This is a genomic window from Sulfurospirillum sp. SCADC, from assembly GCF_000743525.1.
GTDB lineage: Bacteria > Campylobacterota > Campylobacteria > Campylobacterales > Sulfurospirillaceae > Sulfurospirillum.
The window spans coordinates 117,656-141,925 of record NZ_JQGK01000004.1 but is presented as its reverse complement, the minus strand read 5'-3'; the positions used below and the strand labels follow the sequence as shown (position 1 = coordinate 141,925).

General features: G+C 41.3%; 27 protein-coding genes. 10 read left to right on the top strand and 17 right to left on the bottom strand.

Features of this window, described 5'->3' with window-relative positions; translation table 11 throughout:
* Window positions 1-15 precede the first annotated feature (15 nt).
* The 5 genes from JU57_RS03995 to gap are packed head-to-tail and all read right to left on the bottom strand — an operon-like array spanning window position 16 to window position 4,756.
* A complete protein-coding gene (locus tag JU57_RS03995) occupies window positions 16-981 on the bottom strand; it encodes an ABC transporter permease (protein ID WP_037957246.1) in 966 nt (321 codons plus the stop codon).
* Window positions 982-990: 9 nt separating this feature from the next.
* The gene (gene fabI / locus JU57_RS03990; protein ID WP_037957244.1) at window positions 991-1,812 is read right to left on the bottom strand and encodes an enoyl-ACP reductase FabI; all 822 of its coding nucleotides are present in this window, start codon (window positions 1,810-1,812) and stop codon (window positions 991-993) included.
* A gap of 14 nt (window positions 1,813-1,826) precedes the next feature.
* Window positions 1,827-2,540 (bottom strand): triose-phosphate isomerase, encoded by a 714-nt coding sequence (locus JU57_RS03985; protein ID WP_037957241.1) that lies wholly within the window; start codon window positions 2,538-2,540, stop codon window positions 1,827-1,829.
* Window positions 2,541-2,542: 2 nt separating this feature from the next.
* Complete coding sequence (locus JU57_RS03980) at window positions 2,543-3,742, bottom strand: phosphoglycerate kinase (RefSeq protein WP_025343763.1); 1,200 nt, start codon at window positions 3,740-3,742, stop codon at window positions 2,543-2,545.
* Between the two features lie 15 nt (window positions 3,743-3,757).
* Entirely contained in the window at window positions 3,758-4,756 is a 999-nt protein-coding gene (gene gap, locus JU57_RS03975) for a type I glyceraldehyde-3-phosphate dehydrogenase (protein WP_037957240.1), read from the bottom strand.
* Window positions 4,757-4,868: 112 nt separating this feature from the next.
* Between gap and nadD the strand changes: the two genes are divergently transcribed.
* Window positions 4,869-5,750, top strand: coding sequence for a nicotinate (nicotinamide) nucleotide adenylyltransferase (gene nadD, locus JU57_RS03970; RefSeq protein WP_037957238.1), 882 nt, complete (start codon window positions 4,869-4,871; stop codon window positions 5,748-5,750).
* Window positions 5,751-5,858: 108 nt separating this feature from the next.
* Here nadD and JU57_RS03965 read toward each other — a convergent pair whose 3' ends face one another.
* The gene (locus tag JU57_RS03965; RefSeq protein ID WP_037957237.1) at window positions 5,859-6,887 is read right to left on the bottom strand and encodes a cytochrome-c peroxidase; all 1,029 of its coding nucleotides are present in this window, start codon (window positions 6,885-6,887) and stop codon (window positions 5,859-5,861) included.
* Window positions 6,888-7,059: 172 nt separating this feature from the next.
* On the opposite strand from JU57_RS03965, the gene JU57_RS03960 reads away from it, so the two are divergent.
* From JU57_RS03960 to JU57_RS03950, 3 genes are all read left to right on the top strand, one after another.
* A complete protein-coding gene (locus tag JU57_RS03960; protein WP_037957235.1) occupies window positions 7,060-7,485 on the top strand; it encodes a Fur family transcriptional regulator in 426 nt (141 codons plus the stop codon).
* Window positions 7,486-7,594: 109 nt separating this feature from the next.
* Entirely contained in the window at window positions 7,595-7,897 is a 303-nt protein-coding gene (locus tag JU57_RS03955; RefSeq protein WP_037957234.1) for a hypothetical protein, read from the top strand.
* A complete protein-coding gene (locus JU57_RS03950; protein ID WP_349678034.1) occupies window positions 7,822-8,262 on the top strand; it encodes an EAL domain-containing protein in 441 nt (146 codons plus the stop codon). The genes JU57_RS03955 and JU57_RS03950 overlap by 76 nt, the downstream gene beginning before the upstream one ends.
* A gap of 18 nt (window positions 8,263-8,280) precedes the next feature.
* Here the strand turns inward: JU57_RS03950 and JU57_RS03945 are convergent, their stop codons facing one another.
* The 9 genes from JU57_RS03945 to rpsB all read right to left on the bottom strand — a co-directional run bounded on the left by JU57_RS03945 (window position 8,281) and on the right by rpsB (window position 16,471).
* Window positions 8,281-9,114 carry a DNA/RNA non-specific endonuclease gene (locus JU57_RS03945; protein ID WP_037957229.1) on the bottom strand — a complete coding sequence of 278 codons (834 nt, stop codon included), beginning with the start codon at window positions 9,112-9,114 and terminating at the stop codon, window positions 8,281-8,283.
* Between the two features lie 3 nt (window positions 9,115-9,117).
* Window positions 9,118-10,704: an arginine--tRNA ligase gene (argS, locus tag JU57_RS03940; RefSeq protein ID WP_037957226.1), complete on the bottom strand. Its 1,587-nt coding sequence runs from the start codon at window positions 10,702-10,704 to the stop codon at window positions 9,118-9,120.
* A 9-nt stretch (window positions 10,705-10,713) separates the two neighbouring features.
* Entirely contained in the window at window positions 10,714-10,956 is a 243-nt protein-coding gene (gene tatA, locus JU57_RS03935) for a twin-arginine translocase TatA/TatE family subunit (RefSeq protein WP_037957223.1), read from the bottom strand.
* Between the two features lie 70 nt (window positions 10,957-11,026).
* A complete protein-coding gene (gene gmk, locus JU57_RS03930; protein ID WP_037957220.1) occupies window positions 11,027-11,641 on the bottom strand; it encodes a guanylate kinase in 615 nt (204 codons plus the stop codon).
* A 2-nt stretch (window positions 11,642-11,643) separates the two neighbouring features.
* Window positions 11,644-13,071 carry a hypothetical protein gene (locus JU57_RS03925; RefSeq protein ID WP_037957217.1) on the bottom strand — a complete coding sequence of 476 codons (1,428 nt, stop codon included), beginning with the start codon at window positions 13,069-13,071 and terminating at the stop codon, window positions 11,644-11,646.
* Window positions 13,072-13,131: 60 nt separating this feature from the next.
* Complete coding sequence (gene fliR / locus JU57_RS03920) at window positions 13,132-13,932, bottom strand: flagellar biosynthetic protein FliR (RefSeq protein ID WP_051906570.1); 801 nt, start codon at window positions 13,930-13,932, stop codon at window positions 13,132-13,134.
* Window positions 13,910-14,554 carry an ABC transporter ATP-binding protein gene (locus JU57_RS03915; RefSeq protein ID WP_037957211.1) on the bottom strand — a complete coding sequence of 215 codons (645 nt, stop codon included), beginning with the start codon at window positions 14,552-14,554 and terminating at the stop codon, window positions 13,910-13,912. The genes fliR and JU57_RS03915 overlap by 23 nt, the downstream gene beginning before the upstream one ends.
* Window positions 14,555-14,612: 58 nt before the next feature.
* Window positions 14,613-15,680, bottom strand: a complete 1,068-nt coding sequence (gene tsf / locus JU57_RS03910; RefSeq protein WP_037957208.1) for a translation elongation factor Ts — start codon at window positions 15,678-15,680, stop codon at window positions 14,613-14,615.
* Window positions 15,680-16,471 carry a 30S ribosomal protein S2 gene (gene rpsB / locus JU57_RS03905; RefSeq protein WP_037957205.1) on the bottom strand — a complete coding sequence of 264 codons (792 nt, stop codon included), beginning with the start codon at window positions 16,469-16,471 and terminating at the stop codon, window positions 15,680-15,682. The genes tsf and rpsB overlap by 1 nt, the downstream gene beginning before the upstream one ends.
* Window positions 16,472-16,697: 226 nt before the next feature.
* On the opposite strand from rpsB, the gene JU57_RS03900 reads away from it, so the two are divergent.
* Together JU57_RS03900 and JU57_RS03895 are read left to right on the top strand one after the other, a co-directional pair.
* The gene (locus JU57_RS03900; RefSeq protein WP_037957202.1) at window positions 16,698-17,447 is read left to right on the top strand and encodes a VacJ family lipoprotein; all 750 of its coding nucleotides are present in this window, start codon (window positions 16,698-16,700) and stop codon (window positions 17,445-17,447) included.
* A 3-nt stretch (window positions 17,448-17,450) separates the two neighbouring features.
* Window positions 17,451-18,047, top strand: a complete 597-nt coding sequence (locus JU57_RS03895; RefSeq protein ID WP_037957200.1) for an ABC transporter substrate-binding protein — start codon at window positions 17,451-17,453, stop codon at window positions 18,045-18,047.
* A 32-nt stretch (window positions 18,048-18,079) separates the two neighbouring features.
* On the opposite strand, the gene trpA is transcribed toward JU57_RS03895, so the two are convergent.
* Together trpA and JU57_RS03885 are read right to left on the bottom strand one after the other, a co-directional pair.
* Complete coding sequence (gene trpA / locus JU57_RS03890; protein ID WP_037957198.1) at window positions 18,080-18,820, bottom strand: tryptophan synthase subunit alpha; 741 nt, start codon at window positions 18,818-18,820, stop codon at window positions 18,080-18,082.
* Window positions 18,817-19,227 carry an Hpt domain-containing protein gene (locus JU57_RS03885; RefSeq protein WP_037957196.1) on the bottom strand — a complete coding sequence of 137 codons (411 nt, stop codon included), beginning with the start codon at window positions 19,225-19,227 and terminating at the stop codon, window positions 18,817-18,819. Before JU57_RS03885 ends, trpA begins: the two co-directional genes overlap by 4 nt.
* A gap of 79 nt (window positions 19,228-19,306) precedes the next feature.
* Here JU57_RS03885 and panB point away from each other — a divergent pair, with 79 nt between their 5' ends.
* The 4 genes from panB (at window position 19,307) to JU57_RS03865 (ending at window position 24,258) form a co-directional block, all read left to right on the top strand.
* Window positions 19,307-20,095: a 3-methyl-2-oxobutanoate hydroxymethyltransferase gene (panB, locus tag JU57_RS03880; RefSeq protein WP_037957194.1), complete on the top strand. Its 789-nt coding sequence runs from the start codon at window positions 19,307-19,309 to the stop codon at window positions 20,093-20,095.
* Between the two features lie 5 nt (window positions 20,096-20,100).
* The gene (gene ruvB, locus JU57_RS03875; protein ID WP_037957193.1) at window positions 20,101-21,123 is read left to right on the top strand and encodes a Holliday junction branch migration DNA helicase RuvB; all 1,023 of its coding nucleotides are present in this window, start codon (window positions 20,101-20,103) and stop codon (window positions 21,121-21,123) included.
* Window positions 21,120-22,160, top strand: a complete 1,041-nt coding sequence (locus JU57_RS03870) for an AI-2E family transporter (RefSeq protein WP_037957191.1) — start codon at window positions 21,120-21,122, stop codon at window positions 22,158-22,160. Before ruvB ends, JU57_RS03870 begins: the two co-directional genes overlap by 4 nt.
* A gap of 64 nt (window positions 22,161-22,224) precedes the next feature.
* Window positions 22,225-24,258, top strand: a complete 2,034-nt coding sequence (locus tag JU57_RS03865; protein WP_051906568.1) for a tetratricopeptide repeat protein — start codon at window positions 22,225-22,227, stop codon at window positions 24,256-24,258.
* Window positions 24,259-24,270 lie beyond the last annotated feature (12 nt).

Sequence of the window (24,270 nt, the reverse complement as noted above, 5' to 3'; positions counted from 1 at the left end):
TTCCTTTAAAGTGTTTTATCCTCTACGTTTAAAATGAGGATTGAGTTTTGTTAAAATCAAATCGGCAATCATATTGCCCAGTAACGTTAAAAAAGAGGAGATAATGAGTATCCCCATAATCACAGGATAATCCCTGCTTAAAGCACTTTGGTAAAAGAGCAATCCCATACCATTGATCGCAAAAATAGACTCCAAAATGACACTGCCACCAATGAGACCAGGTAGCGAAAGCCCTAGAATCGTTACAATCGGAGGGGACAGATTGGGTAAAATAAACCGCATCAAAAGCGCTTTTCCTTCAATGCCTCTGCTTTTGGCAAAAAAGATGTAGTCGCTTTTTAAAATATTGAGTGTCAAACTTCGCACATACAAGATCAAACTCCCCAATCCTCCAAAAACCATCACAAAAATGGGCAAAACCAAATGCCACGCCATATCGGACAGATAAACCCATCCACTTTCGCTTATCCCTTGAGAGTGAAGCCCAGAGATAGGAAAAAGTTTCCACTGAACGGCTAAGAGAATGACCAGAAGAAGTGCCAGGTAAAACGAAGGCATCGCGTAGCTGATCAGTGCGATTTGCTTGATGCTTTTATCGTAAAGCTTTGAATGCTTCATGGCCGATTTGATGCCCCAATACAGCGCTAACATAAAGACTAAAATCATACTGATCACATTCATCAAAAGGGTGATCGGAAGGCGTTCTAATATCTCATCGCGCACTGCTTTTCCACTGGCAAACGAGATACCAAAGTCAAGCTGGAGCATCGCTTTAAACCATGCGAAAAATTGCGCTGTGAGGGATTGATCAAGCCCGTAAACACGTTTGAGTTGTTCGAGTGATTCGGGAGTAATGTTGGGATTGAGTTCACCACTGGCAAAAAACGAATTCGGGGCGAGATGAATCGCCCCAAAAGAGATCAAAGAAATAATGCAGAGCATCAGTACTACATATCCAAGTTTTTGCAGCACTAATTTCATGCGGTTTCCTTATTTTTGATTATCCCATGCAAGAATGGTATGACCCTCTTCATTGGTCTCGTCCATTCCCATACCCATGATGTTATAGCCGCTATCGACGTAGTGAATTTCACCCGTAACGCCACTGGAAAGGTCACTTAAAAGGTACATGCCGCTGTTGCCCACTTCATCGGTCGTCACATTTTTACGAAGCGGTGCGTTGATCTCATTCCAACGAAGAATCATTCTAAAATCACCTATGCCACTCGCCGCAAGGGTTTTAATAGGCCCTGCACTGATTGCATTCACACGAATGCCCTGACGACCAAGATCAACCGCAAGGTAACGCACGCTTGCTTCAAGAGCCGCTTTAGCAACACCCATCACATTGTAATGTGGCACATAGCGAGGGCCGCCCAAATAAGAGAGCGTTAAAATAGAACTATTGTCATTCAACACAGGCAAACATGCGCGTGAAAGGGAAACCAAGGAGTACGCCGATGTGCCAAGGGCAATGTCAAATGCCTCTTTGGTGGTGTCGACAAATTTACCGCTAAGGGCTTCTTTAGGCGCATATGCGACTGAGTGAACCACAAAATCGATCTTCCCAAAATCTTTTTCCAATGAAGCGGTCAAGGCTTCTAAATGGGCTGGATTATTAATGTCAAGCTCATATACTTTATCACTACCAAACTCATCGGCAATGGGGCGTACACGCTTTTCCAACGATTCATTTAAGTAGGTAAACGCAAGCTCAGCCCCTTGTTCTCTGCACGCTTTTGCGATGCCATACGCAATCGATTTATTATTGGCAATTCCTACGATAAGACCTTTTTTGCCCTTCATGACCATACTTCACTCTCCTCTTATTTTTTAACGTTATCTGCGATGCGAATCATCTCGCAAAACGCGTTTTCATTCCAACTCGCCGTTCCGACCAAAACACCATCGCATGCGTTTACATGTAAGATCGTTTCAATGTTTTCAACCTTCACACTACCGCCATACAGCAGGGGTGCTGAGAGTTTTTCACGCAGGCGTGTTAACACCTCTTCAATGTCTTCCAAGCTAGCCGTTAAACCCGTCCCAATCGCCCAAACAGGCTCATAGGCAATGATAAGTTTGTCGTAATTAATATCAATGCCTTCAAACTGCTCCCACAGATAGCTCATGACTGCATCAATGCCTTGCACACGAATCTCGGCAGGTTCACCAATACAATAAATGATCTCAGACTCTCTGGCTTTGGCAAAATCATACTTCTGCGCACTCAAACTCTGTGACTCTTTTAAGATATGACGTCTCTCACTGTGCCCAATCAAAACAGTTTGGATGCCAAACTCTTCGAGCTGTTCAAAGCCAATTTCACCGGTATACGAGCCATTTTGCACGGGGTAAAAGTTTTGAGCACCCACTTTAAGACTCGCAACCTCATCAAAGCGATCTAGCGCCGTAAAAGGGGCAAAAATGCGCACCTGTTGCTCGCTTTTGGTATTGGCAACAAACGCTTGTATCGCTTGGATAAACGCCTTTGCCGAGCTTCTGGTGTAGTTGGTTTTAAAATTTGAAGCAATGATCATGCTTATTCCGTCTCACTTTGGCTCAGCACTTTAACGCCTGGAAGCTCTTTGCCTTCGATCAATTCTAAGCTCGCTCCCCCACCAGTGGAGATAAACGTCATCTCATCGGCATCACCTGCACGAGCGACGACATCGGCGGTATCACCACCACCAACAACGGTTGTTGCGTGTGCTTCTGCGATCACATGCGACATTTTAAAGCTGCCTTTGGAGAATTTTTCAAGCTCAAAAACGCCCATCGGCCCATTCCAAAGAATCGTTTGTGCATCAGCAAGTGCTTCTCTAAACAGACGTGATGTTGCAGGTCCAATGTCCAAGCCCATCCAGCCTTTAGGAATCTCTTGAACCGTGACAAATTTGATCGTTGCGTCTTGTGAGCAGGTTTGTGCCGCTACAACATCGACTGGTAAGTAAAGTTTCACACCCAAGCGTTTTGCCTCTTCCATCACACGATTGGCTTCATCTAAAAGTTCATCTTCGACCAAGGAGTTACCAATGTCTAACCCTTGTGCTTTTAAGAACGTAAATGCCATACCGCCACCAATAACGAGTTTATCGACACGAGGCAGTAAATTTACCAGTGCTTGAAGTTTTCCACTGACTTTGCTCCCACCCACAACGGCAACAAACGGTCGGGTTGGGCGACGAAGCAAGTTTTTAGAAAACTCAACCTCTTTTTGAAGTAAAAATCCAGCGGCAGAACTTTTTTCATTGAAATAATGCGTAATCGCTTCTACCGAAGCATGCGCACGGTGACACACACCAAACGCATCGTTGATGTACACTTCTGCCATGTCCGCAAGCGCTTTGGCGAACTCTTCATCATTCGCCGTTTCACCTTTGTGAAAACGTAAATTTTCCAATAAAAGAACTTCCCCTGCTTGTAAATGTGTCGCTTTTTCTTGCGCATCTTTCCCGATGACATCAGAGCTTAAAAGAACCTCTTTGTCTAAAAGTCGTTTAAGTCTCATTTGAACGGGCGCTAAGGAATATTTTTCATCCACAGCACCTTTTGGGCGACCCAAATGACTGGCTAAGATAATCGAACAGCCATGGTCCAAACAGTAACGAATCGTAGGAATCGCTGAGCGAACACGTCTGTCATCGGTGATATTGGTAAATTCATCTAAAGGCACGTTGAAATCACAACGAATAAATACTTTTTTGCCTGCAATATCGAGGTCTCTAATGGAGCGAATCATTCCTAATCCTTACGTTTATTTGCTTACATGTAACGCCATATCAACCAAACGGGTTGAATAGCCCCACTCATTGTCATACCATGCCATCACTTTGACCATATTGCCACCGATGACTTGTGTAAGATCTAAGGCAACAATGGAACTCAGCGTACTGGTAACGAAATCTTGAGAAACTCTTTGTTCCACATCGACTTCTAAAATGCCTTTGAGTTTGCCATTGGCTTGCTCACGAAAGAGTGCATTGATCTCTTCTTTGGTGGTCTCTTTTTTAAGAAGAACGTTAAGATCGACCATTGAAACGTTTGGCGTTGGAACACGCACACTTTGTCCGTGCAAACGTCCTTTGAGGTGTGGAAGAACCAACCCAATCGCCTTAGCAGCTCCGGTACTCGTTGGGATCATATTGATCGCAGCCGCACGAGCGCGACGTAAATCTTTGCTGTGTTTGACATCTAAAATATTTTGATCGTTGGTATACGAGTGAACCGTTGTCATCAATCCTTTGTCAATGCCAAAAGCATCATCCAAAATTTTGGCGACAGGGCCCAAACAGTTGGTCGTACAGCTGGCATTGGAAACAATGCTCTGACCTGCATAGGTGTGTTCGTTAACACCGATCACAAAGGTTGGTGTATCGTCTTTTGCAGGAGCGGACATAACGACTCTTTTGATGCCATTGTCAATAAACACCTGGGTATCTTTGAGCGTTAAAAGTGCGCCCGTGCATTCAAGAACCACATCAACACCGTAGTCTGCAAAATTTAACGCTTTAGGATCGCGGGTTGAAAACATTTTGACGTTTGCTTTTCCTATTTGCATATAATCATCTTCTAATAATGCAACGCTGCCAGGAAACACACCATGGACGCTATCGTATTTGAGTAACTGTTTTGTCATAGCACGATCTGCCGTATCGTTAACACATACGAGCTCAACATCATCGCGTGAATCAATAATTCTAGCAACGCATCTTCCAATGCGACCAAATCCATTTATAGCAATTTTGAGTGCCATAGGTCTTCCTTTTGATATAATAGTCGTTTTAATCCATACTCGCTTTTAGAAAAGCGAATTATTTTAGCAAAAATGATGTATAAAAAAGTTTAAAGTCCATGGAGACACACCGTTGAACATAGCTATTTTTGGAGGCTCTTTCGATCCTCCCCACACAGGGCATGAGCTCATCGTCCAAAAAGCCCTTGAAATCCTCGATATTGACAAGCTTTTAGTGGTTACTACGTATCTTAGCCCTTTTAAAGAGAGCTTTTGCGCTCCAGCTCCAATGCGCCAACGTTGGCTTGCCACGATGTTTGAAGGCATGGAAAAAGTAGAGATTTTTTCGTACGAATGCAATCAAAAAAGACAGGTTCCGACCATCGAAACCGTTTTACATGTAAAGCATCTTTACAAAAATGCCAAGATTTATCTTATTGTGGGCAGTGACAGTTTTACCGCTTTGCCCAAATGGAACCGTTATGACGAGCTTTGCTCTCACGTAGAATTTGTCGTAGCTCCCAGAGGTACTTTTAGCCCACCTAAAGACTTGAAAATTTTACCAATTAATGTTAATATCAGTTCTTCAAAGCTCCGCTCATTTTTGGACCCACGATTTATCCCCAAAAGCATCAAAAATGAAGTGATAGCGTTTTATACAAGGAATCCAATGGATAATAGAATCGAAAGAATTGTCACTGCTTTAAGTGATAAAAAAGCAGAAGAGATACAAGTATTTGATATGACAAATAAAGACTATTTTGTCAACACGGTTGTGATCGCAACCACGATGGGCGAGAGACATGGTCTTTCACTTTTAGACCACCTCAAAACCGAACTCAAAGGTGCGGGGGAGAGTTTTTTAAACGTTGACGCCGATGATAACTGGACGGTGATTGATATGGGAGACATTTTAATTCACCTTATGACACCCGTGTATCGTCAAAAATACAATCTTGAACTTTTCCTCAAAGAGCGCGAAGACGAGATGAAAAAAGTAAGAGGCGTAGAGTAAGCTTATTTAACAACGGCTCCTAGGCAAAGCCTAAGAGCCTACGCTGCGCTATACACTAAAGCTTGCCTCTTTTGAGGCAAAAACTTTTGACTCTTTTGAAAAAATCTATTAAAGTTTTGCGTCAGGTTTGGGCGTTTTCTCACTGCTCTCCGGAAGCTCAGGATAGATCACTACTGGTTTTCTCCCCTTTAACGCTTTCAGAAATGTCTCTATTTTAGTACTCTCTGCATCGCTGATGCTGATGCCCAGTTGGGTACTTCCCATCTCTTTGATCGCATCTTTGAGTGTCCAGATCGCTCCATTGTGGAAGTATGGCGCTGTTTCTGTGATATTGCGAAGTGTTGGTGTTTTCACCATACCGTTTTTATCCCCTGCAAAATCACCCACTTGGGCAAATTTATATTTACCAGCGACTTGGAACGGTTGCATCGTCCCACCTAAAGCAATGCCATTATGACAACTCGCACACCCTTTATCCATAAACACTTCCAACCCCTCTTTTTCAGCTTTACTCAAGGCATTTGCATTGCCATTTAAAAAATCATCAAAACGCGATGGGGTAACCAACGTTTTTTCAAAAATCGCAATCGTGGATGTAATTTTCTCAAATGAGATTTTCACGTTATCGCCATAGGCACCTTTAAACTCATCGACATACGCAGGAATAGAGTTTATGCGCTCTTCAACCAATTTTGGAGGGGCAGCCATCTCTGGACCTGCTTGAACAGGACCTTGCGCTTGGTCAGCTAAGTGTGGGCTTCTACCATCCCAAAATTGGGCTTTAAAAAAGGCAGAGTTATAGACCGTTGGGGAGTTAAGATGGTGTGGGTTGGCAGTCCAACCATGCCCGATTGCCGCACTAATACCATCCACTCCTCCTGTTGCAAGATTGTGACAGGTATTGCAACTGATGATCGAACTTCGTGACATACGAGGATCAAAGTAGAGTTTTTTGCCCAATTCGACTTTGGCAGGCGTGATTGGATCCTTAGGATCATCAATTAGCTTTAAAACTTCCAGTTGACTTACAGGAATGGCTTCGATCCCATTTTGTTTCACCTTATCGACTAGCGTGTTTGCCCCGAAAACAACGGTTGCACTGAGTGCGCAAAGACTAAGTATCTTAGAAATTTGCATTTCTTCTCCTTTTTAAGTTTATATGAGAAGTATATGAATTTAAATCTTAAATAGTAATTAATCTTATTTAGAATAATTTCCTATTATACTTAAAGAATAAATAGGATAGTTAATATCTTATTAAGTTCAGCTCCTATAAAATTTGACATAACATGTAAAGGACAGCATTCAAATGGATCGGTTTAAAGAGGTCTTAAAAGCAAGCAACCTCAAATCAACGCACCAAAGACTTGCGATTTTAGATTCCATCGATCAGTTTGGGCATGTCGATATTGATACACTCTATGACTCCATTTTTCAAAAATACCCCACGATGTCTAAAGCAACACTTTACCGAAACATCAACGATCTTATCTCGTTTCACATTTTAGAAGAGGTCAAACTTCCACAGCAAAAACAGCAGTACGAGATCAAAAAAGTACCGCATATTCATCTTCTATGTTCAGAATGTGGCAGTGTTGAAGATCTGTTTATAGAGACAAAACCGCTTTTAGAAACGATTGTTTCGCAAAGTGGCTTTCATATCAGCCATAGTTTTATCGTCATGAACGGTACATGTAAAGTATGTGCTTCCAAAACCGTGAAGGCATTTCCATAGCCTATTACAATTCGATTACGCCTTACTGCTTCCATAGAGATTATTAAGCTTTTCTTTTCTATACACTAATAACAATTTTATATTACATGTAAGGATTGCAGACTCTACCATGAAGATTATTGTACTGCTTGGGCTCTTGAGTAGTCTGCTCTTTTCTGACTCACTTGATGCACTTTTGCAAGAGTACAAAGCAACGTCTGATAATTCGTTACAAACAGTCAATGAAAAGATCGGGCATGTGGTAATTTATTCTCAAAAAGAGATCCGCCTCATGCAATACACCAAGCTCAATGACATTTTAAAAGAGCTGCCTCTTTTTAACGTCAATACCAACCAATTAGGACTTACCAACTACTCTCTTACAGGCTCAAAAACAACCACCAGTGGCTTTTTGCTTCAAGGCTCGAACTAGAGATCATTGAAACTGAAGATATTACCAACAGAGAAGATGCCAAAAACAATCTTTTGATGCTTAAAGAGTTCGGGTATACCATTTACATTGATGATTTTGGTAGCGGATGCTCCAATTTTATCTATCTTGCAGAGATTAAAACCGATTATATTAAAATTGATGGCGCAATTATTCAAAAAGTGTTAGACGATAAAATCTCGTTTTTATTGGTTAAAAACATTGTTGCTTTTGCGAAGGAAGCGCAGATTAAAGTGATTGCTGAATATGTCAGTGATGCGTCCATTTATGAGATGATTCAAACCTTGGGTATTGAGTATGCGCAAGGTCACTTTTTCTCAAAACCTAGCCCTACCATCGACGCCTAAAATCTTTACATGTAAAGATTAAAACCAGCTCTTTAGCTCTATCTTTTTTTCAAGTGTATTTTCAAGCGTGTCATCCAACTCATGTAAAAAATCAAATCCACTACGACGCTCCACCTCATCGATACTCACCACATATTTTTCCAAACGATCATTGGCTTTTGCATTTTGAGGAACAATCAAGGCTAAAGATTTGATCTCACCACTCTCTTTTATTCCCACATAAATTTTGTAAAACGCATCAGGAATTTCTACACAATACGAGCTTTTCAATCGCGTAACCTTTTGATCAAACAAAGGACCCGTGTAGACCCAAAGCGTTTTAAATTTCGGCGCAAAGGTGTCTAATTCCATTGCTTCTAACTGTTGCCACAGTTTTTGGTTCAAAGAGGGTTTTTGAGGGGTAATGTTGGTCATCAAAAAGGTCTCATACTGCGCTTCTTTGCCATACAGAAGCGCAATGGCATGGTTGGGTGCCATATGACCTCTATCGTAACCACTGTTCGTATAATCACTGCTAGTGATCAACCCTACATTGCGCCAATCGGCATGAAAGCCATCAGGGCGTTTAAGGTGAGGTGCATTTTCATCGGCAGGCGTCAGTTTATAAACAACCCAAAGAGGATTGCCTTTAAGATCAGAGTAACCGACCATATAAGCACTGTTTCGAAAAATACGTGTGTAGGATGAGTTTTGCGTTGCAATAGGAATGCCTTGAAAGCTCATCGTATCGCGTGCGATGAAAACTTCGTACGAGTAGGATAACCCTCCTAAAAGAAGGGCTACTAAAAATAGTTTTAGATTTTTAAGACACAGTGTTAGAGCAGAAATAATAAACGATCGTTTCACACGCATACGTTACATTTTATCTTTGGCGTTAATACCTATCAGTTTAAGTCCTACGCGGAGTGAAAGGGCTACAACAGCGAAGAGTTTGAGAAATTTTTCTTCATCCGCACTACCGACAACACGGTTTTCATTGTAAAATTTATGCAAGCTTGCCGCTAAATTTTTAAGGTATTCTGTCAATTTTTGTACTTGACGCGAGTTAAAAGCATCTTCAAGCACCTCAGGCAATAAAAGGGCGCTAAAGAGAAGATTGTGTGCCTCTTCGCTGAGATTTTCTAACGTGATATTTTGGACATCTTCCAGTGTTTTTTCTGCTTTTGAAAAAATTTGATTGATGCGCGCATGGGCATAATTGATGTAAAAAATAGGATTGTTACTGTCTTCTTGTTTAAAGACATCCACATCAAATTCAAGATGTGTATCCGATTTTTTACTGAGGAAAACAAAACGTAAGGCATCGCTTCCCACTTCGCTAACCACATCACTCATTAGAATAAAATTGCCCGCACGTTTGCTCATTTTATACGGCTCACCGCCTTTAAGCAGAGAGACCATTTGAGCCAGCAAAACCTCAAGCTTTTGCTCATCATACCCTAAAAAGTTAATCGCGGCTTTGACCCGTGCAATATACCCGTGATGATCTGCACCCCAGATATTGATGTAGCGATCATAGCCTCGTTGAAATTTGTTATCGTGGTAGATAATATCCCCTGCAAGATAGGTTGGTCTGCCATCTTCTCTCACCACCACACGATCTTTTTCATCACCTAGTTCGGTAGAGCGAATCCAGATTTTAGCACCCTCTTCATAGGTTTTGTCATTTTTTTGAAGTTTAACAAAGCTCTCATCCCATTTATCGTAAAGAGATTTTTCGCTGACAAATTGTTCAAATTCAATGCCCACATCAGCAAGATTGGACTTAATCAATTCTAACATCTTATCTTTGCCCCAGATGGAGAGCATTTTAATATTGGCTTCATCTTCAAAAATCGTGCTGCCTAGCTCTGTTTTGGCAACATGGGCGAGATCAATGATGTATTCACCTCGATAAAACTCTTCTGGCCAGTTTACATGTAAGCCTAAAATGTGCTCGCGCCCTGAGAGATAAAGAGAAAGTCCCAAGAGATCCACTTGATTCCCTGCATCGTTGACATAATACTCTGTGGTAATCTTATACCCTAAGTGTTTTCCAATGCGTGCAAGAGCGTCACCAAAAACGGCACCTCTAGCATGACCGATATGCAAGGGACCTGTTGGATTGGCACTGACATACTCAAGCAGTATCGTCTCCGTTTGATCGTCTTTTCCAAAAAGTGCCTCATTTTGAATCACCCATGTGGCATACTGATCCAAAAAGCTTTCACTGAGTTTGAAGTTAATGTACCCTTTAATCGGGGTTACTTCTTGAAAAATATCACCAAGATCAAACTGGGCACAAATCTCTTCTGCAATGGCAATCGGGGATTTTTTGAGCTCTTTCGCAAGCGAAAAAGCGATGGGGGTTGCATAATGACCAAAAGAGAGATTGGTAGGTTTCTCTAAAACAAACTCTCTTTGTAATGTTTCTTGAATAGCACGAATAACCGATTTTTTCAATACGTAACCTTATACAGACTTTTTTTCGTCTGAGGGTGTTGATGTTGTAGCCGTTGGTGTAGCACCAGATTCAAGTTTTGTCTCTACTTGATCGACTGTTGTTTTTGCTTGTTCATCTTCTTTAATCGCTTTTTTAAAATCTTTAATACCTTGACCTACACCTTTAGCAAGTTCTGGTATTTTTTTTGCACCAAAAAGCAAAACAACCACTGCTAAGATGACTAACCAATGTGAAATACTAAACGAACCCATACTCTCTCCTTTGTCTGATAACGATATATATAGTTATTGGTATTGTACCATTTTTTGATAAACAAAAAGTCTATTCGATGTTGGCCCACGCACTCATAAATTCACCCAAATCCATTAACGCCATTTTTTTTCGTGAAGCATGTGCAATGGCAAACAATGCGTGCAACGTGGTTTTAAAATCGTCATTAATTAAAAGATAATCGTATTCTCGAATACGTGTCATCTCAGAAACAGCATTATCTAAACGCTTTTCAATCACTTCTGCACTATCAGTTCCACGGTTGATCAGACGCTCTTTGAGTGATTTTTGATCGGGTGTTGTGATAAAAACAGAGGTGATAATGCTTCCAAATTTTTCCCGTGCAATTTTATGTCCTTGCACATCAATATCGCAAATGACCAGTTTACCTTCATGCAACTCTTTTAAAATAGGCTTGAGTGATGTACCATAGTAGTTATCATGCACTTTTGCCCACTCTAGGAAAAACCCTTCATCTATATCTTTTTCAAACTCCGCTTTGGAGATGAAGTGGTAATTAACACCATCTTTTTCCCCTTCACGAATGGAGCGTGTTGTGCTTGAAATTGAAAAGTACGCATCGGGAATCTCTTGAAGCACCTCTTTCATTAAAGAGCTTTTCCCCGAGCCACTCGGTCCTGAAATGACTAAAAGGTTACCCTTCACGGCTACTTCTCATCAAAGGTAATGGAGATATTCAGACGCATTCCCTTAAGCGCTTCACGTAAAATGTCACTTTGTGCTAAACTTGAGATACTGCGCGCAATGCTATTCTCAATCTCATCACGAATCACTTCAATATCTTGGCTTTTTGGAGCTGCAGCAGCGACACGAGCAGGAGCTTCTTCTTCAACCTCTTCACCAAAAGCCACTTTGAGCATCGATTCATTCAGATCATCCAAAGAGTCAATCTCTCCTAGCGCATCATCCAAGCCACTAAGGTCATTATCAAGATTTGGAAGGAACGCATCTTCTTCTAATGCTTGTTCTTTCTCTTCTTCTATTTTTTCCTCAATCACTTCTGCAAAATCATCAATAATCTCTTCTTGATCTTCTACAGCAATCGCATCTTCTCCCGGATCTTCTTCCATCTCATCGTCTACGGGAGGTACCTCTTCAAAGGTTAAATCCGACATATCATCCGCTTCAAGCGCTAAAGAATCTTCCTCTTTCACCAGAGGTTCTTCTTCTTTCTCATCTTCATCCAAGAAGAAGGTTCCGGCATCGTCTTCTTGGCTACCAAGAGCCTCTAGTGACAATGTGTCAATCTCTTTTTCATCCTCTACTTCTTCGCTTTCATCTAACAGTTGCTTCACTTCATCAATATCATCTTTATCCAAAACGGAAGGATTATGCACCTCTTCATCGACACTCTCATCCTCTTCTTCATCCAAAGATGACGTAGCAGCACTCGGCTCTTCTTCAAAATCAAAATCTTCAAAAGGTGTCGTAGCCTCTTCTTTATCCAAAGCATCAACCGTGTCAAAGGAGAATGTATCTTCAAGTGTCAATGCTTTGTCTTCGAGGTCAAATTCCCTATCTTCTAACGCATGATCGTCTACGTTCAAATCGTCAAGATCGTCAAGGTCATCAAAGCTGTCGCTTTGATTGTCTGACTCCTCTTTTTTAACGTCATTGTCATACTCTTCCAGAAGGTTAATAGGTAGCATATCCTCTTCACCCTCAAGTGTATCAATTTGATCAATATCAAACGCATCGGTTGCTCCAGAAGAGACCGCTACGGGATCTTCTTTGACCTCTTCTGCTTTGTGGCTTTCAATCACATTTTTAATCTTCTCTAAAAGAAGTAAAAAATCGGTTGGTAAAAAGGGTTTTTCAAGTACAACATTAACAGCTTCAGGTTTTTTGGAGCCTCTTTGGCAAATGTAAACGACATAATCACAGTCTGTATGTTCCCGTAGACCTGCTAGAGCATTTTCATCGTAGAGCTCATTATCGACTAAAATGAGATCATACATAGTGAGTGGCACTAAGCCGTAATCTTCAAACTCGTCTAACTCATACCCTGCTTTTTCGGCACTAAGTTTGATCAATCTTGAAACAGCGGGATTATTATTGAGTAGTAACAGGCGCATGCTCACTCCTGAATGAGAATTATTAACACTCATTGTAGTATAAAAAAATTTATGATTGCTTTAACGTACGAAAAGAATGGTCAAATGGTTGAGCGCTTCGATAAATTCTTTCTTAAAGAGCAGCATCATCGATGCCAATATAGCAACAAGGACCACTAAAGAAACCATAATCTTAATAGGAAATCCAATCACCAAAAGGTTAAATTGAGGCATTGTTTTCATCAGCATTCCAAACACAACATCTAAAAGAAGCGAAAAGCCTACCACAGGAAACGAGAGAATAAACCCATACACAAACATTCCTGTCATCGCCTTGAGAAGATAGACGAGAATATTGGTTTGTGGATAAAAACTCCCTAGCGGCAAAAGTGTTAGAGAATCAGCGATAAAAAGGAGCATTTGATGATGCCCATTAAACGCTAAAATAACCATAAGACCAATTAATGAGAGCATTTGGGATATGAGAGGAATCGAGGTACTCGTTTGAGGATCCACAACACTTGCCATCGTAAAACCCATCACAAAGGAGATCTGCATTCCCGCCATCTGCAAAATGGAAATCGTTATGGTTAAAAAAAGCCCAGCTACAAAACCAATTAAAAGTTCTCCTACAATCGCCAACGAAAGAGTAAGCAGTGTTGCATTTACATGTAAGGCTGGTGGAAGCAGTGGAAATAAAAAAATAACCATAAAAAACGTGATACCTGATTTAATGCTCAGTGGAATATTGGAATGAGAAAAAAAAGGGAAAAAAGCAAAAAGACCACTTAAACGAGCAAAAAGAAGAAAAAAGAGAATAACCTGTCCTTCACCAAAAAGTTTAACAAGTGATTCCACGTTATGCTTCCTCTTTGAGTCCATCCACATGGAGATGTCTGGTGTAGGTGCATTGTTTGGCTAACTGATGATTATGAGTGACTAAAAGAAGGGCAGCATTCTCTTTTTCAATATACTCAAACAAAACGTTCATAACCTCTTGTGCAGTTTTATCATCCAAGTTTCCCGTGGGCTCATCGGCAAAGATAATTTTGGGTTTTTTCGCCAGTACACGCGCTATAGAGACACGTTGTTGTTGACCACCTGAGAGATCACCCACACGGTAGTGCATAAAGTTGCTGATGCCTAAACGCTCTAACATGCTAGGGTCAATTGCTTGATCACTGATAAAGGAGGCAAGTTCCACATTTTCATTGGCAAAAAAACCTTTAAAAAGATAGTGAGACTGAAAAATTATCCCTACATCGTAACGTCTGAGTTTTAATCTTGCATCATCACTATCGCTGTAAATAGTATGATCGCACAAAATGACTTCGCCTTGATTGGGCTGAAGCAGTGTCGAGCAAATATGAAGTAAGGTTGATTTTCCACTGCCACTGACACCTAAAATCGCCATCGATTCTTTCGGAGCGAGGCTAAAATCAACATTTTCAAACAGAAGATAATCAAAAGCGTGAGAGATATTTTGTGCATGCAGTAAAGACATCAATGTCCTTCAAGAAAGAGGGTGAAGAGTTGCCTCTCCACCACGAAAAATTTTAGATTTATTTGAGTTGCTCAGCAACTTCGCTCGCAAAGTCACATGCTTTTTTTTCTAAGCCTTCGCCTAGTTCAAAACGAACATAGCCTACAAGCTCAATTTTACCACCAAGCTCTTTAGCTTTTTCTTCAACCACTTGTGCAATGGTTTTTTTATCATCCATAACATAGAATTGACTTAAAAGGGTGTACTGTTGGTCAAGCTGAGTGTTATCAGCGATAAAACGCTCAAGTTGTCCAGGAATGATTTTATCCCAGATTTGCTCAGGTTTACCTTGTGCTTTAAGTTCTGCTTGCATCTCAGCTTTAGCATTCTCTAAAACAGCATCGGTTAACTGTACACGAGAAACAAAAAGTGGCATACGTTTAAGAGGTTTTTTAAGCCGTGCTAACTCTTCATTCTCTTTTTCAATGTCTGCTTTAATACCAATGGTCTCTTTTTCAACAAACTCAGCATCAAGTTCTGTGTAGCTTAAAAAACTAGGTTTCATTGCCGCAGCGTGCATACACAAGTTACGGATAAATTCGCCCGCTGCCGCTGCTGTTTTTTCGCTGTCACAATTAGCCGCAATTAAAACTCCCACACGACCGTTTGAATGAACATAGCCATTGACAACGCCATTGGCACCCGCTTTTAGTGTCGCAAAACGTCTAACGACAAGGTTTTCACCAATCGTTGCAACTTTGGTTGCAAAATACTCTTCAAACACTGTACCATTGATGGTTGTTTTCATCAACTCTTCAACCGTCTCAACATTGGTTGTTTGAATATGTGACGTTGTATCTTTGGTTAAATTGATAAAGCCTTCATTTTTTGCAACGAAGTCTGTTTCAGCATTGATTTCACTCACGGTTGCTATTTTAAGACTTGGATCAACAAAAACGTTGACCAAACCTTCACTGGCAAGTCTGTCAGCTTTTTTAGCCGCTTTACCAAGACCTTTTTCTCTTAAAAGATCTTTTGCTGCTTCAAAATCACCATCGGTATCGACCAGTGCTTTTTTGCAGTCCATCATACCAGCCCCAGTGGACTCACGTAGTTCTTTGACTAAAGCAGCAGTGATCTCAGCCATTATTCGCCTTCCTCTACTGCAAATTCTGCTTCGCTGACCACTTCTGCGATCAACTCTTTTTTCTCATCTTCGTTGATCTCTACTACTTCTTCAGTTGCAGGAGCATCTTTTGAACGGATTTCATAACCCTCAGTCATCGCTTCACACATCTCTTTACAGAAAAGTTGGATTGAACGAATCGCATCATCGTTTCCTGGGATTGGAAGATCAACAACATCAGGATCACAGTTGGTATCAAGTGGAGCCACAACGGTGATTCCAAGACGTCTTGCTTCTTGAACGGCAATTTTTTCTTTGACGGTGTCAATAACAAAAATCATATCTGGTAAGTTTTTCATATTACGGATACCACCAAGGTAATCCAAAAGTTTCTCTTTTTTTCTTCTAAGCATTAACGCTTCTTTTTTAGTCAGAAGGTCAATTTGTCCATCTTCTTCCATTTTCTCGATGATGTCAAGTTTACGGATTGATTGTCTGATGGTTTGGTAGTTAGTCAACATTCCGCCTAACCATCTGTGATTCACATATGGCATACCGCATTTTTCTGCGTACTCTTTAATGGCTTGGCTTGCTTGTTTTTTTGTACCAACAAAAAGCATTGTTTTGCCCTCTGCTGCTGCATCTTTAACAACATTGTACGTGTATCTAAAATAACGTAATGTTTTTTGTAAATCTACGATGTAGATGTTTTTTCTCTCGCCAAAGATAAATTTTTTCATCTTTGGATTCCAACGTCGTGTTTGGTGTCCGAAGTGTACACCACATTCTAATAGATCTTTCATGGTTACCATGAATTTGCTCCTTGTGTTTTTTTTTGGTTTTGCCTCCACACCCATCAACAGCGTAAACTGCAACCGTAAAGGATTGGTGTGTGTGAGATTTGGACGGTGATTATAGTCAAAAGAAGATTAAATTTTGCTTGTTTTAATCTAACTATAAGTAAAGATGCTTACTTTAATTTACTTTAAATCAAAAAAATCCTATAATTGAGCAATTTTAAACAAAAGAGGTACTATTTTGCGTTTTATTTTAGCCTGTTTACTAAGCCTAACCTTTTTGTCTGCAAGTGACTATATCGGTACGACTACGCATAATAATGATGACTTTGAGACTGAATTTAATACGAACAACAGCGAAAATCTTTTCGATCCACTCAGTGGCTACAATGAAGTGATGACACGCGTTAATGATAATTTTTACGAATATCTTCTAAGACCGACGGCGCAAGGGTACGCGTATGTTATGCCTGAAATGGCGCGTCACGGTGTCTCAAACTTTTTTGAGAATCTTTTTTACCCTATTCGTCTTGTCAACAACCTTTTGCAACTCAAATTTTACAACAGTTTGGAAGAGACGGAACGGTTTGTACTGAACTCAACCATGGGAATTTTGGGCTTTCGCGATGTGGCGGCTGAAGAACTTGGCATCAAAGCACACGATGAAGACTTAGGTCAGACACTGGGCTATTATGGTGTTGGCAATGGCTTCCACGTTGTCCTTCCGCTCTTTGGACCATCCAATGTTCGCGATATTGCAGGACTTGCTGGCGATATGTGGCTTAATCCCATTACCTACATGAAAGGGCGTCACGATGCCAATCTGCTTGATAATTCAGGTCAAGCAATGGCGGCTACTGCCTTTTACACCATCAATAAAACCTCTTTACATGTAAAAGAGTATGACAACTTTAAAAAAGATGCGATTGAGCTCTATCCTTTCTTGCGCGATGTCTATGAATCACGCAGAACTAAACTAATCAGTGAGTAACGTATGAACTTTTTTGCACGTATCTTTTTAGCATTACTCTTTACATGTAACGTCTCTTTTGCGATTCCAGAAGCCGATATTCCTTCGTTTATGCAAAGCAATATCGACCTTGCCACCACCATTTTACGTGATAAAAAAATGCCCAAGCCTCAAAAAACTGAAAAACTTTTCACTATTTTTGATTCTATTTTTGACTACACCTTAATGGCACAACTTTCTCTGGGTGGAAAACAGTGGGCATCGCTTGCCTCTCCCAAACAAACGGAATTTACCAAACTTTTTGAGATGAAACTCAAAACATCATACATGGAAAAATTGGATCTTTACACGGATGAGAAGATTGTCATTAAGAATTTGGAAAAAATTAAAGATACGCGGATTCATTTAACGACGCATCTTATGAAAAACAGCGAAGTGTATGAGATTATCTACAAATTTTATAAAGATAAAAATGGCAGCTGGATGATTTACGATGTGGATATTTTAGGGGTGAGCATTATTCAAACCTACCGTACGCAGTTTGCCGATATTTTAACCAAAGATTCGTTTGACTCCTTGCTTGAAAAACTCAAACAACCTGATGAGCCAACACCAAAGTAACAGTGATATAATCACCACTGCTACGCACTTTTTTACGCGTTAATTTTCTCTTTAATGATTCGTGCTTTTTGAGCAATACTCGCAATCTTTTCACTTCCACTGAGACTTTCATTTAAAAGCACTTCCACAAAAGCACTGCCTACGATAACGCCATCCACACCACGAACACGCTCTTTTGCAGTCTTTTCATTGACACCAAATCCTACAAACAGAGGTGTTTGACTCTGCTCTTTAATCATCTGGATCGTTTTGCTCAAGTCTTCACTCGCGTGCGCACCTGTAATGCCAGCATACGCAACCAAATAGATAAATCCTTTGGCATCTTTCACAACCGTAGCGATGCGCTCTTTAGTGTGCGTTGGTGCTACAAAACTGACCAATGAGACGTGATGCTGATCCATCAACGGAATGTATGGCGTAGCTTCTTCATACGGAAGATCAGGGATAATAAACCCTTTGACACCAAACTCGGCTGCCTTTTGGGCAAATAATTCCATGCCTTTGTGGTAAAAAGGGTTGAAATAGCCCATCCAATAGGTCTCAATGGTAGGAGCAACCACCGAAGATATCTCAAAAAGTGTCTCCATTTTAAAGCCATTGTGCAGGGCATGCAAGTTAGCCAGCTCAATAATAGGACCATCTGCTACAGGATCAGAGAAAGGAATGCCTAACTCTAACTTATCGACACCTGCTTCTTTTAAGGCAGAAACCAAATCTAATGAAAAATTCTTATCGGGAAAACCCGCCGTAATGTAGGCAACTAATTGCTTCACGCTCTCTCCAACGTATGAGGTACTTTGATAATTAAGGGATTTAAAACGGTAAAAAATGCGGCATCATTTTCCACATCTTTACGGTATTTTTCAAATTGATCACTCACCAACAGCAACCAATCAATAAACTCTTCACTTGCAGGACCCTCTAACATGCGCGCTTCTTCAACAATATCTTCGCACAATACGGCTAACTTAATAATAGGATCCAGTTTTAAGAATCCTGCGGCTGATTTCATATTGTGAAAAATGCGAAAAATATCTCCAATATTGTCAGCATAACGCTCTTTTTTACTCAGTCCAATAATGAGAGGTTCCATATTTTCAAACATAATGGCATAATGAGAGATAAAATCTCCGATAATTTCGATGTCAAAATCAACTTCCAATTGTGCCAAAATACCCATGTTGTTACCCTCCGAAGTAGCTCATTGTATCATGTTTAATCTAAAATTTTCTTGTCGTAAAATAGGGTATAATTCCTCCATGAAAACAATTACAGCCATTAAACAACACAAGGGGAAAACACCCCTTAGCGTCATTACAGCCTATGATGCCCTTTTTGCCTCACTCTTCGATCAAAAGGTCGACATCATCCTCGTTGGCGATAGTCTCAATATGAGTTTCAATGCCAAACCAGACACACTTTCAGCGAGTATGGACGTGATGCTCTACCACACCAAAGCAGTATGTGCGGGTGCTAAAGAGACCTTTATCGTTTGTGATATGCCTTTTGGTACCTACACCGATGAAAAAATGGCACTGCATAATGCGTCCCTCGTTTACGCACAAACCAATGCGCATGCCGTTAAGATTGAAGGTGGTGTGAGTCGCGCTCACATCATAAGAGCACTGACTCAAAATTCTGTTGCTGTTATGGGACACATCGGACTCATGCCTCAATATGTCAGAAGCGAAGGCGGCTATAAAGTACGTGGACGTAGCGAAGAAGACATACTTGCCTTAATCAAAGATGCCAAAGCCGTTGAAGAAGCAGGTGCGTTTAGCGTGGTCATCGAAGGGGTTGTTGAAGAGGCAGCAAAACGCATTTCCGAAGCAATCTCAATTCCCACCATTGGTATAGGTGCTGGAAAATACACCGACGGACAAGTGTTGGTGTGGAGTGATATGTTAGGCTTTTTCCAAGCGTTTCAACCCAAATTTGTCAAACGCTATTTAGAAGGTGCCACGCTGGTTCAAGATGCCGTTGATGCGTATGTCAAAGAGGTGCAAGAGCGACGTTTTCCCGAAGCTCCTTACACCTATACAAAGTGAGTGTGATGGAACGCATCGTCGAAATCGAAAAAATCTCCTTTGAGAACGAGTACGAAAAAAGCTTGCGCCCCTCTTCGTTTGAAGATTACATCGGGCAAGAGAAGATCAAGAAAAACTTACAAGTCTTTATCCAAGCGGCACAAAAACGCTCCGAGTGTTTAGACCACATTCTCTTTTTTGGCCCTCCCGGTCTTGGAAAGACAACGCTTGCGCATATCATTTCCAACGAGATGCGCACCAATATGAAAATAACTGCCGCACCGATGATCGAAAAAAGTGGTGATTTAGCCGCTATTTTGACCAATCTTCAAGAAGGAGACATCCTCTTCATCGATGAGATTCACAGGCTTTCTCCTGCGATTGAAGAGATACTCTACCCTGCGATGGAGGATTTTCGTCTGGACATCATCATCGGGTCTGGTCCTGCGGCACAGACGATTAAGATTGATCTGCCTCATTTTACCCTGATTGGAGCAACCACGAGGGCGGGTATGATTAGCTCGCCACTTCGCGATCGTTTTGGGATGCACTTTCGTTTGCAGTTTTACACCAAAGAGGAACTCTCGCTCATCATCACCAAAGCATCGCACAAGTTGGAGAAAATCTGTCTTCAAGATGCTGCACATGAGATGGCAAGACGCTCGCGTGGAACGCCAAGAATTGCGCTTCGTCTTTTGAAACGTATTCGTGATTATGCGGATGTGGTGGACGAAGAGAGCATTAGCATTGAGCGAGCACAATATGGCTTGAATGAACTGGGTGTCAACGACCTTGGTTTTGATGAACTTGATATTAAATACCTCGAATTGCTACTGCAAAGCAAAGGTCGCCCTTTGGGTCTGAGTACGATTGCAGCAGCACTAAGTGAAGATGAAGGCACGATCGAAGATGTCATCGAACCCTATTTGCTTGCGAACAGTTATATCGAACGAACAGCGCGCGGAAGAGTTGCTACGCCTAAAACGTATGAGCTTTTTCGTCTCACCCCACCCATTTTGCAAAATGGATTATTTGAGGATACTGTATGAATGAACATCGCTTCTTTTTAACCGCTATTTTTCTAGCCGTTCTCTTTTCAATTATAAAGCTCTATGAGCCTTTTTTGATGATTATTGCCATTGCGTCTTTACTGGCTATGGCGACGTACAATCTTAACCTCAAACTCTATGGACTCACTAAAAACAGGCATATTGCGGCTGTGTTATCGACGATGCTTCTCTCTTTGCTGCTTTTTGGTCCCATTGTATATACTATCACTTCGGTGGGTACTATTGTGAACAATTTTGATTTTTCGATGATTGAGCGCGTTCAAGCGTATCTGCACACGCTTGATTATAAACTGCCTGCACCGCTGGCTTTTATGCAATCACCCTTGGATGATTTCATCAACTCACTGAATATCGCTCAGCTCTCAAGCAGTGCCCTTTCTTATTTTGGGTCTATCGGCAAAAACAGCGCTGGCTTTTTAAAAGATATGCTGCTCATCGTGGTCTTTTTCTTTTTTGCACTCCTCAATGGTAAAGATTTGGTCGATTATTTTAAAAGCGTGATGCCCATTGATGCCAAAGAGGTCAATATCGTCTTTTCAGAAGTGACCAATGTGATGAGTGTGGTGTTTTACTCCATTTTACTGAGCGCCATTTTACAAGGTGCGCTTTTCTCGTTTATCGGTATGTATTTTGGGTATGACGGACTGTTACTCGGTATTTTCTACGGTTTTGCATCGCTTATTCCTATCATTGGAGGAGCTATCATGTGGATTCCACTCTGCGCGATTGAAATCGCACACGGCAATACCACCACAGCGATTATCATCGCGATCTATTCGATTGTCGTGATCTCCATCATCGCAGACACCTTCATCAAACCACTCATCATCAAATACATCAACGACAAGATGGTCAAAACACCGACCAATGTCAATGAACTCTTAATTTTCTTCGCAATTTTTGCAGGACTGACAACCTTTGGCTTTTGGGGAATGATCTTAGGACCTGCGATTACAACGCTTTTTATTTCACTCCTTAAGCTTTACAAACTGCTCAAAGAAAAACATTACATGTAAAAAGAGATGGGCTCACATTTAAAGAGTTAGCCCGTCTCCTTTTATGGGATACCAAAGGTTTTTAATGAAACAAAACAACGTTCCTAACAATAAAAATGAGCAGCTTTTTGATCAAGCGCTACAGCTTCAGCAACGCTCCAAACTAGATGAGGCTAAAGCACTTTATGAAAAAATTTTACACCAAGATCCTCACCATGGCGATGCCCTGCATCTCCTAGGCGTCATCTACAACACATGGAACCAAAACGATCAAGCGCTCGTGCTTATTCATCAAGCGATAGAGACGAAACAGCATCCTATCTATTACAATAGCCTTGGAATTGTCCTTAAAGCGCAAGGCAAGATCGATGACGCCATTGAGGCATTTTCCAAAGCGTTAACGCTCAATCCCAATTACGCAGGTATGTACCATAATCTTGGTAATGCACTGCGTGACAAAGGCAAGATCGATGAAGCGATTGAAGCGTTTACCAAAGCACTATCCATCGATCCGCAGTATGGTGATGCTTATTATAATCTTGGAGTGAGTCTGCATGATATAGGGAAGCTGGATGAAGCCGTTGAAGCGTTTACCAAAGCGCTATCGCTCAATCCAAATTATGTTGAAGCCTATAATAATCTTGGAGTGACGCTGCATGCCAAAGGTCACATTGATCGCGCTATTGAAGCTTTTATCCAAGCCTTAACGATCCATCCTCACTATGCGGATGCCTATTATAATCTTGGCAATGCGTTGTACGCTAAAAACAAAATCAACCAAGCCATGACAGCCTACGAAAAAGCCATAGCGATCCATCCAAATTATGTTGACGCCTACAATAATCTTGGTGTTTTGCTTAAAAAACAAGGGAAGATTGAAGAGGCGATCAAAACCTATACCAAAGCCTTAGCGATCCATCCGCATCATGCAGGTGTGTACAATAATTTGGGGACGGCCCTTAAGGCGCAAGGTAAGCTTGATGAAGCCATCGAGGCGTACACTAAAGCGTTATCGCTCGACTCACAGTATGCCGATGCGTACAGTAATCTTGGCAATGCGCTGTACGATCAAACGAAAATTGATGAAGCCATGGAAGCCTACACCAAAGCATTATTGCTCAATCCACATCATGCGGATGCCTTGTGGAATCACTCCTTGGCACTGCTCCTCTCTGGCGATCTATGTGAGGGCTTTAAACTTTATGAGCATCGCTGGGACGTGGAGGGCGGACTTCAAAAGTTCAAACGAAATTTTTCACAACCTCTGTGGTTAGGGGATGCTCCCCTTCATGGCAAAACCATACTGATTCATTCTGAACAAGGTCTGGGCGATACCGTGCAGTTTTGCAGGTACATTGAGATCTTAGCCCATCAAGGGGCTCACGTCATTTTTGAAGTTCAAAAACCCTTAATGAGACTGTTAGAAAATCTTAAAGGTATCCATACCCTCATTGAAAAAGGTTCACCTCTTCCAACGTTTGACTATCACGCTCCCCTTTTAAGTTTACCGTATGCTTTTCGCACATCTCTTGCAAACGTTCCCAATCAAAATCCGTATATTGAGGTAGAGCATACCCTTGTTGAACGTTGGAAACAGACCTTAGGTGCAAAAAGAGCTTTACGGGTTGGGCTTGTTTGGAATGGTGGGTTTAGAGCAAATCAGCCAGAGCTTTGGTATGCGAATAACCGACGGAATATCCCTTTAGAGCTTATCGTTCAGCTCAATAGAGCCGATGTCGACTTTTACTCACTTCAAAAAGGCGAACCTGCGGAGCGTGAATTCAAACGTCGTGCTCTTGAATTATGGAACACGGATAATCTTTTTAACTATATGGATGACATCGAAGATTTTGCCGATACGGCAGGTTTAATTTCACAATTAGATTTAGTGATAGCCGTCGATACCTCCACCGCCCATTTAGCCGCCGCCATAGGAAAACCCGTGTGGCTTTTAAACCGCTTTGATACCTGCTGGAGATGGATGCTCCACAGAGAAGATTCGCCGTGGTATCCAACACTCACGCTCTTTAGACAACCCTCTTTTGGAGATTGGGAAAGCGTGATCCAAAGGGTTAAGAATCGTTTGGATGAACTCGTCCTATCGCAAACACAAAGGTAATGTGCCGCGTTT

Excerpts from the sequence above, each read along its gene's own strand:
- tsf (WP_037957208.1), bottom strand. The coding sequence starts at position 15,680 with ATGGCTGAGATCACTGCTGCTTTAGTCAAAGAACTACGTGAGTCCACT.
- JU57_RS03955 (WP_037957234.1), top strand. The coding sequence starts at position 7,595 with ATGAAGATTATTGTACTGCTTGGGCTCTTGAGTAGTCTGCTCTTTTCT.
- JU57_RS03980 (WP_025343763.1), bottom strand. The coding sequence starts at position 3,742 with ATGATTCGCTCCATTAGAGACCTCGATATTGCAGGCAAAAAAGTATTT.
- JU57_RS03925 (WP_037957217.1), bottom strand. The coding sequence starts at position 13,071 with ATGCGCCTGTTACTACTCAATAATAATCCCGCTGTTTCAAGATTGATC.
- gap (WP_037957240.1), bottom strand. The coding sequence starts at position 4,756 with ATGGCACTCAAAATTGCTATAAATGGATTTGGTCGCATTGGAAGATGC.
- JU57_RS03895 (WP_037957200.1), top strand. The coding sequence starts at position 17,451 with ATGAACTTTTTTGCACGTATCTTTTTAGCATTACTCTTTACATGTAAC.
- fliR (WP_051906570.1), bottom strand. The coding sequence starts at position 13,932 with ATGGACTCAAAGAGGAAGCATAACGTGGAATCACTTGTTAAACTTTTT.
- JU57_RS03870 (WP_037957191.1), top strand. The coding sequence starts at position 21,120 with ATGAATGAACATCGCTTCTTTTTAACCGCTATTTTTCTAGCCGTTCTC.
- JU57_RS03965 (WP_037957237.1), bottom strand. The coding sequence starts at position 6,887 with ATGCAAATTTCTAAGATACTTAGTCTTTGCGCACTCAGTGCAACCGTT.
- JU57_RS03945 (WP_037957229.1), bottom strand. The coding sequence starts at position 9,114 with ATGCGTGTGAAACGATCGTTTATTATTTCTGCTCTAACACTGTGTCTT.
- rpsB (WP_037957205.1), bottom strand. The coding sequence starts at position 16,471 with ATGGTAACCATGAAAGATCTATTAGAATGTGGTGTACACTTCGGACAC.
- panB (WP_037957194.1), top strand. The coding sequence starts at position 19,307 with ATGAAAACAATTACAGCCATTAAACAACACAAGGGGAAAACACCCCTT.
- tatA (WP_037957223.1), bottom strand. The coding sequence starts at position 10,956 with ATGGGTTCGTTTAGTATTTCACATTGGTTAGTCATCTTAGCAGTGGTT.
- JU57_RS03885 (WP_037957196.1), bottom strand. The coding sequence starts at position 19,227 with ATGGGTATTTTGGCACAATTGGAAGTTGATTTTGACATCGAAATTATC.
- JU57_RS03960 (WP_037957235.1), top strand. The coding sequence starts at position 7,060 with ATGGATCGGTTTAAAGAGGTCTTAAAAGCAAGCAACCTCAAATCAACG.
- fabI (WP_037957244.1), bottom strand. The coding sequence starts at position 1,812 with ATGGTCATGAAGGGCAAAAAAGGTCTTATCGTAGGAATTGCCAATAAT.
- JU57_RS03915 (WP_037957211.1), bottom strand. The coding sequence starts at position 14,554 with ATGTCTTTACTGCATGCACAAAATATCTCTCACGCTTTTGATTATCTT.
- JU57_RS03985 (WP_037957241.1), bottom strand. The coding sequence starts at position 2,540 with ATGATCATTGCTTCAAATTTTAAAACCAACTACACCAGAAGCTCGGCA.
- JU57_RS03995 (WP_037957246.1), bottom strand. The coding sequence starts at position 981 with ATGAAATTAGTGCTGCAAAAACTTGGATATGTAGTACTGATGCTCTGC.
- ruvB (WP_037957193.1), top strand. The coding sequence starts at position 20,101 with ATGGAACGCATCGTCGAAATCGAAAAAATCTCCTTTGAGAACGAGTAC.
- JU57_RS03865 (WP_051906568.1), top strand. The coding sequence starts at position 22,225 with ATGAAACAAAACAACGTTCCTAACAATAAAAATGAGCAGCTTTTTGAT.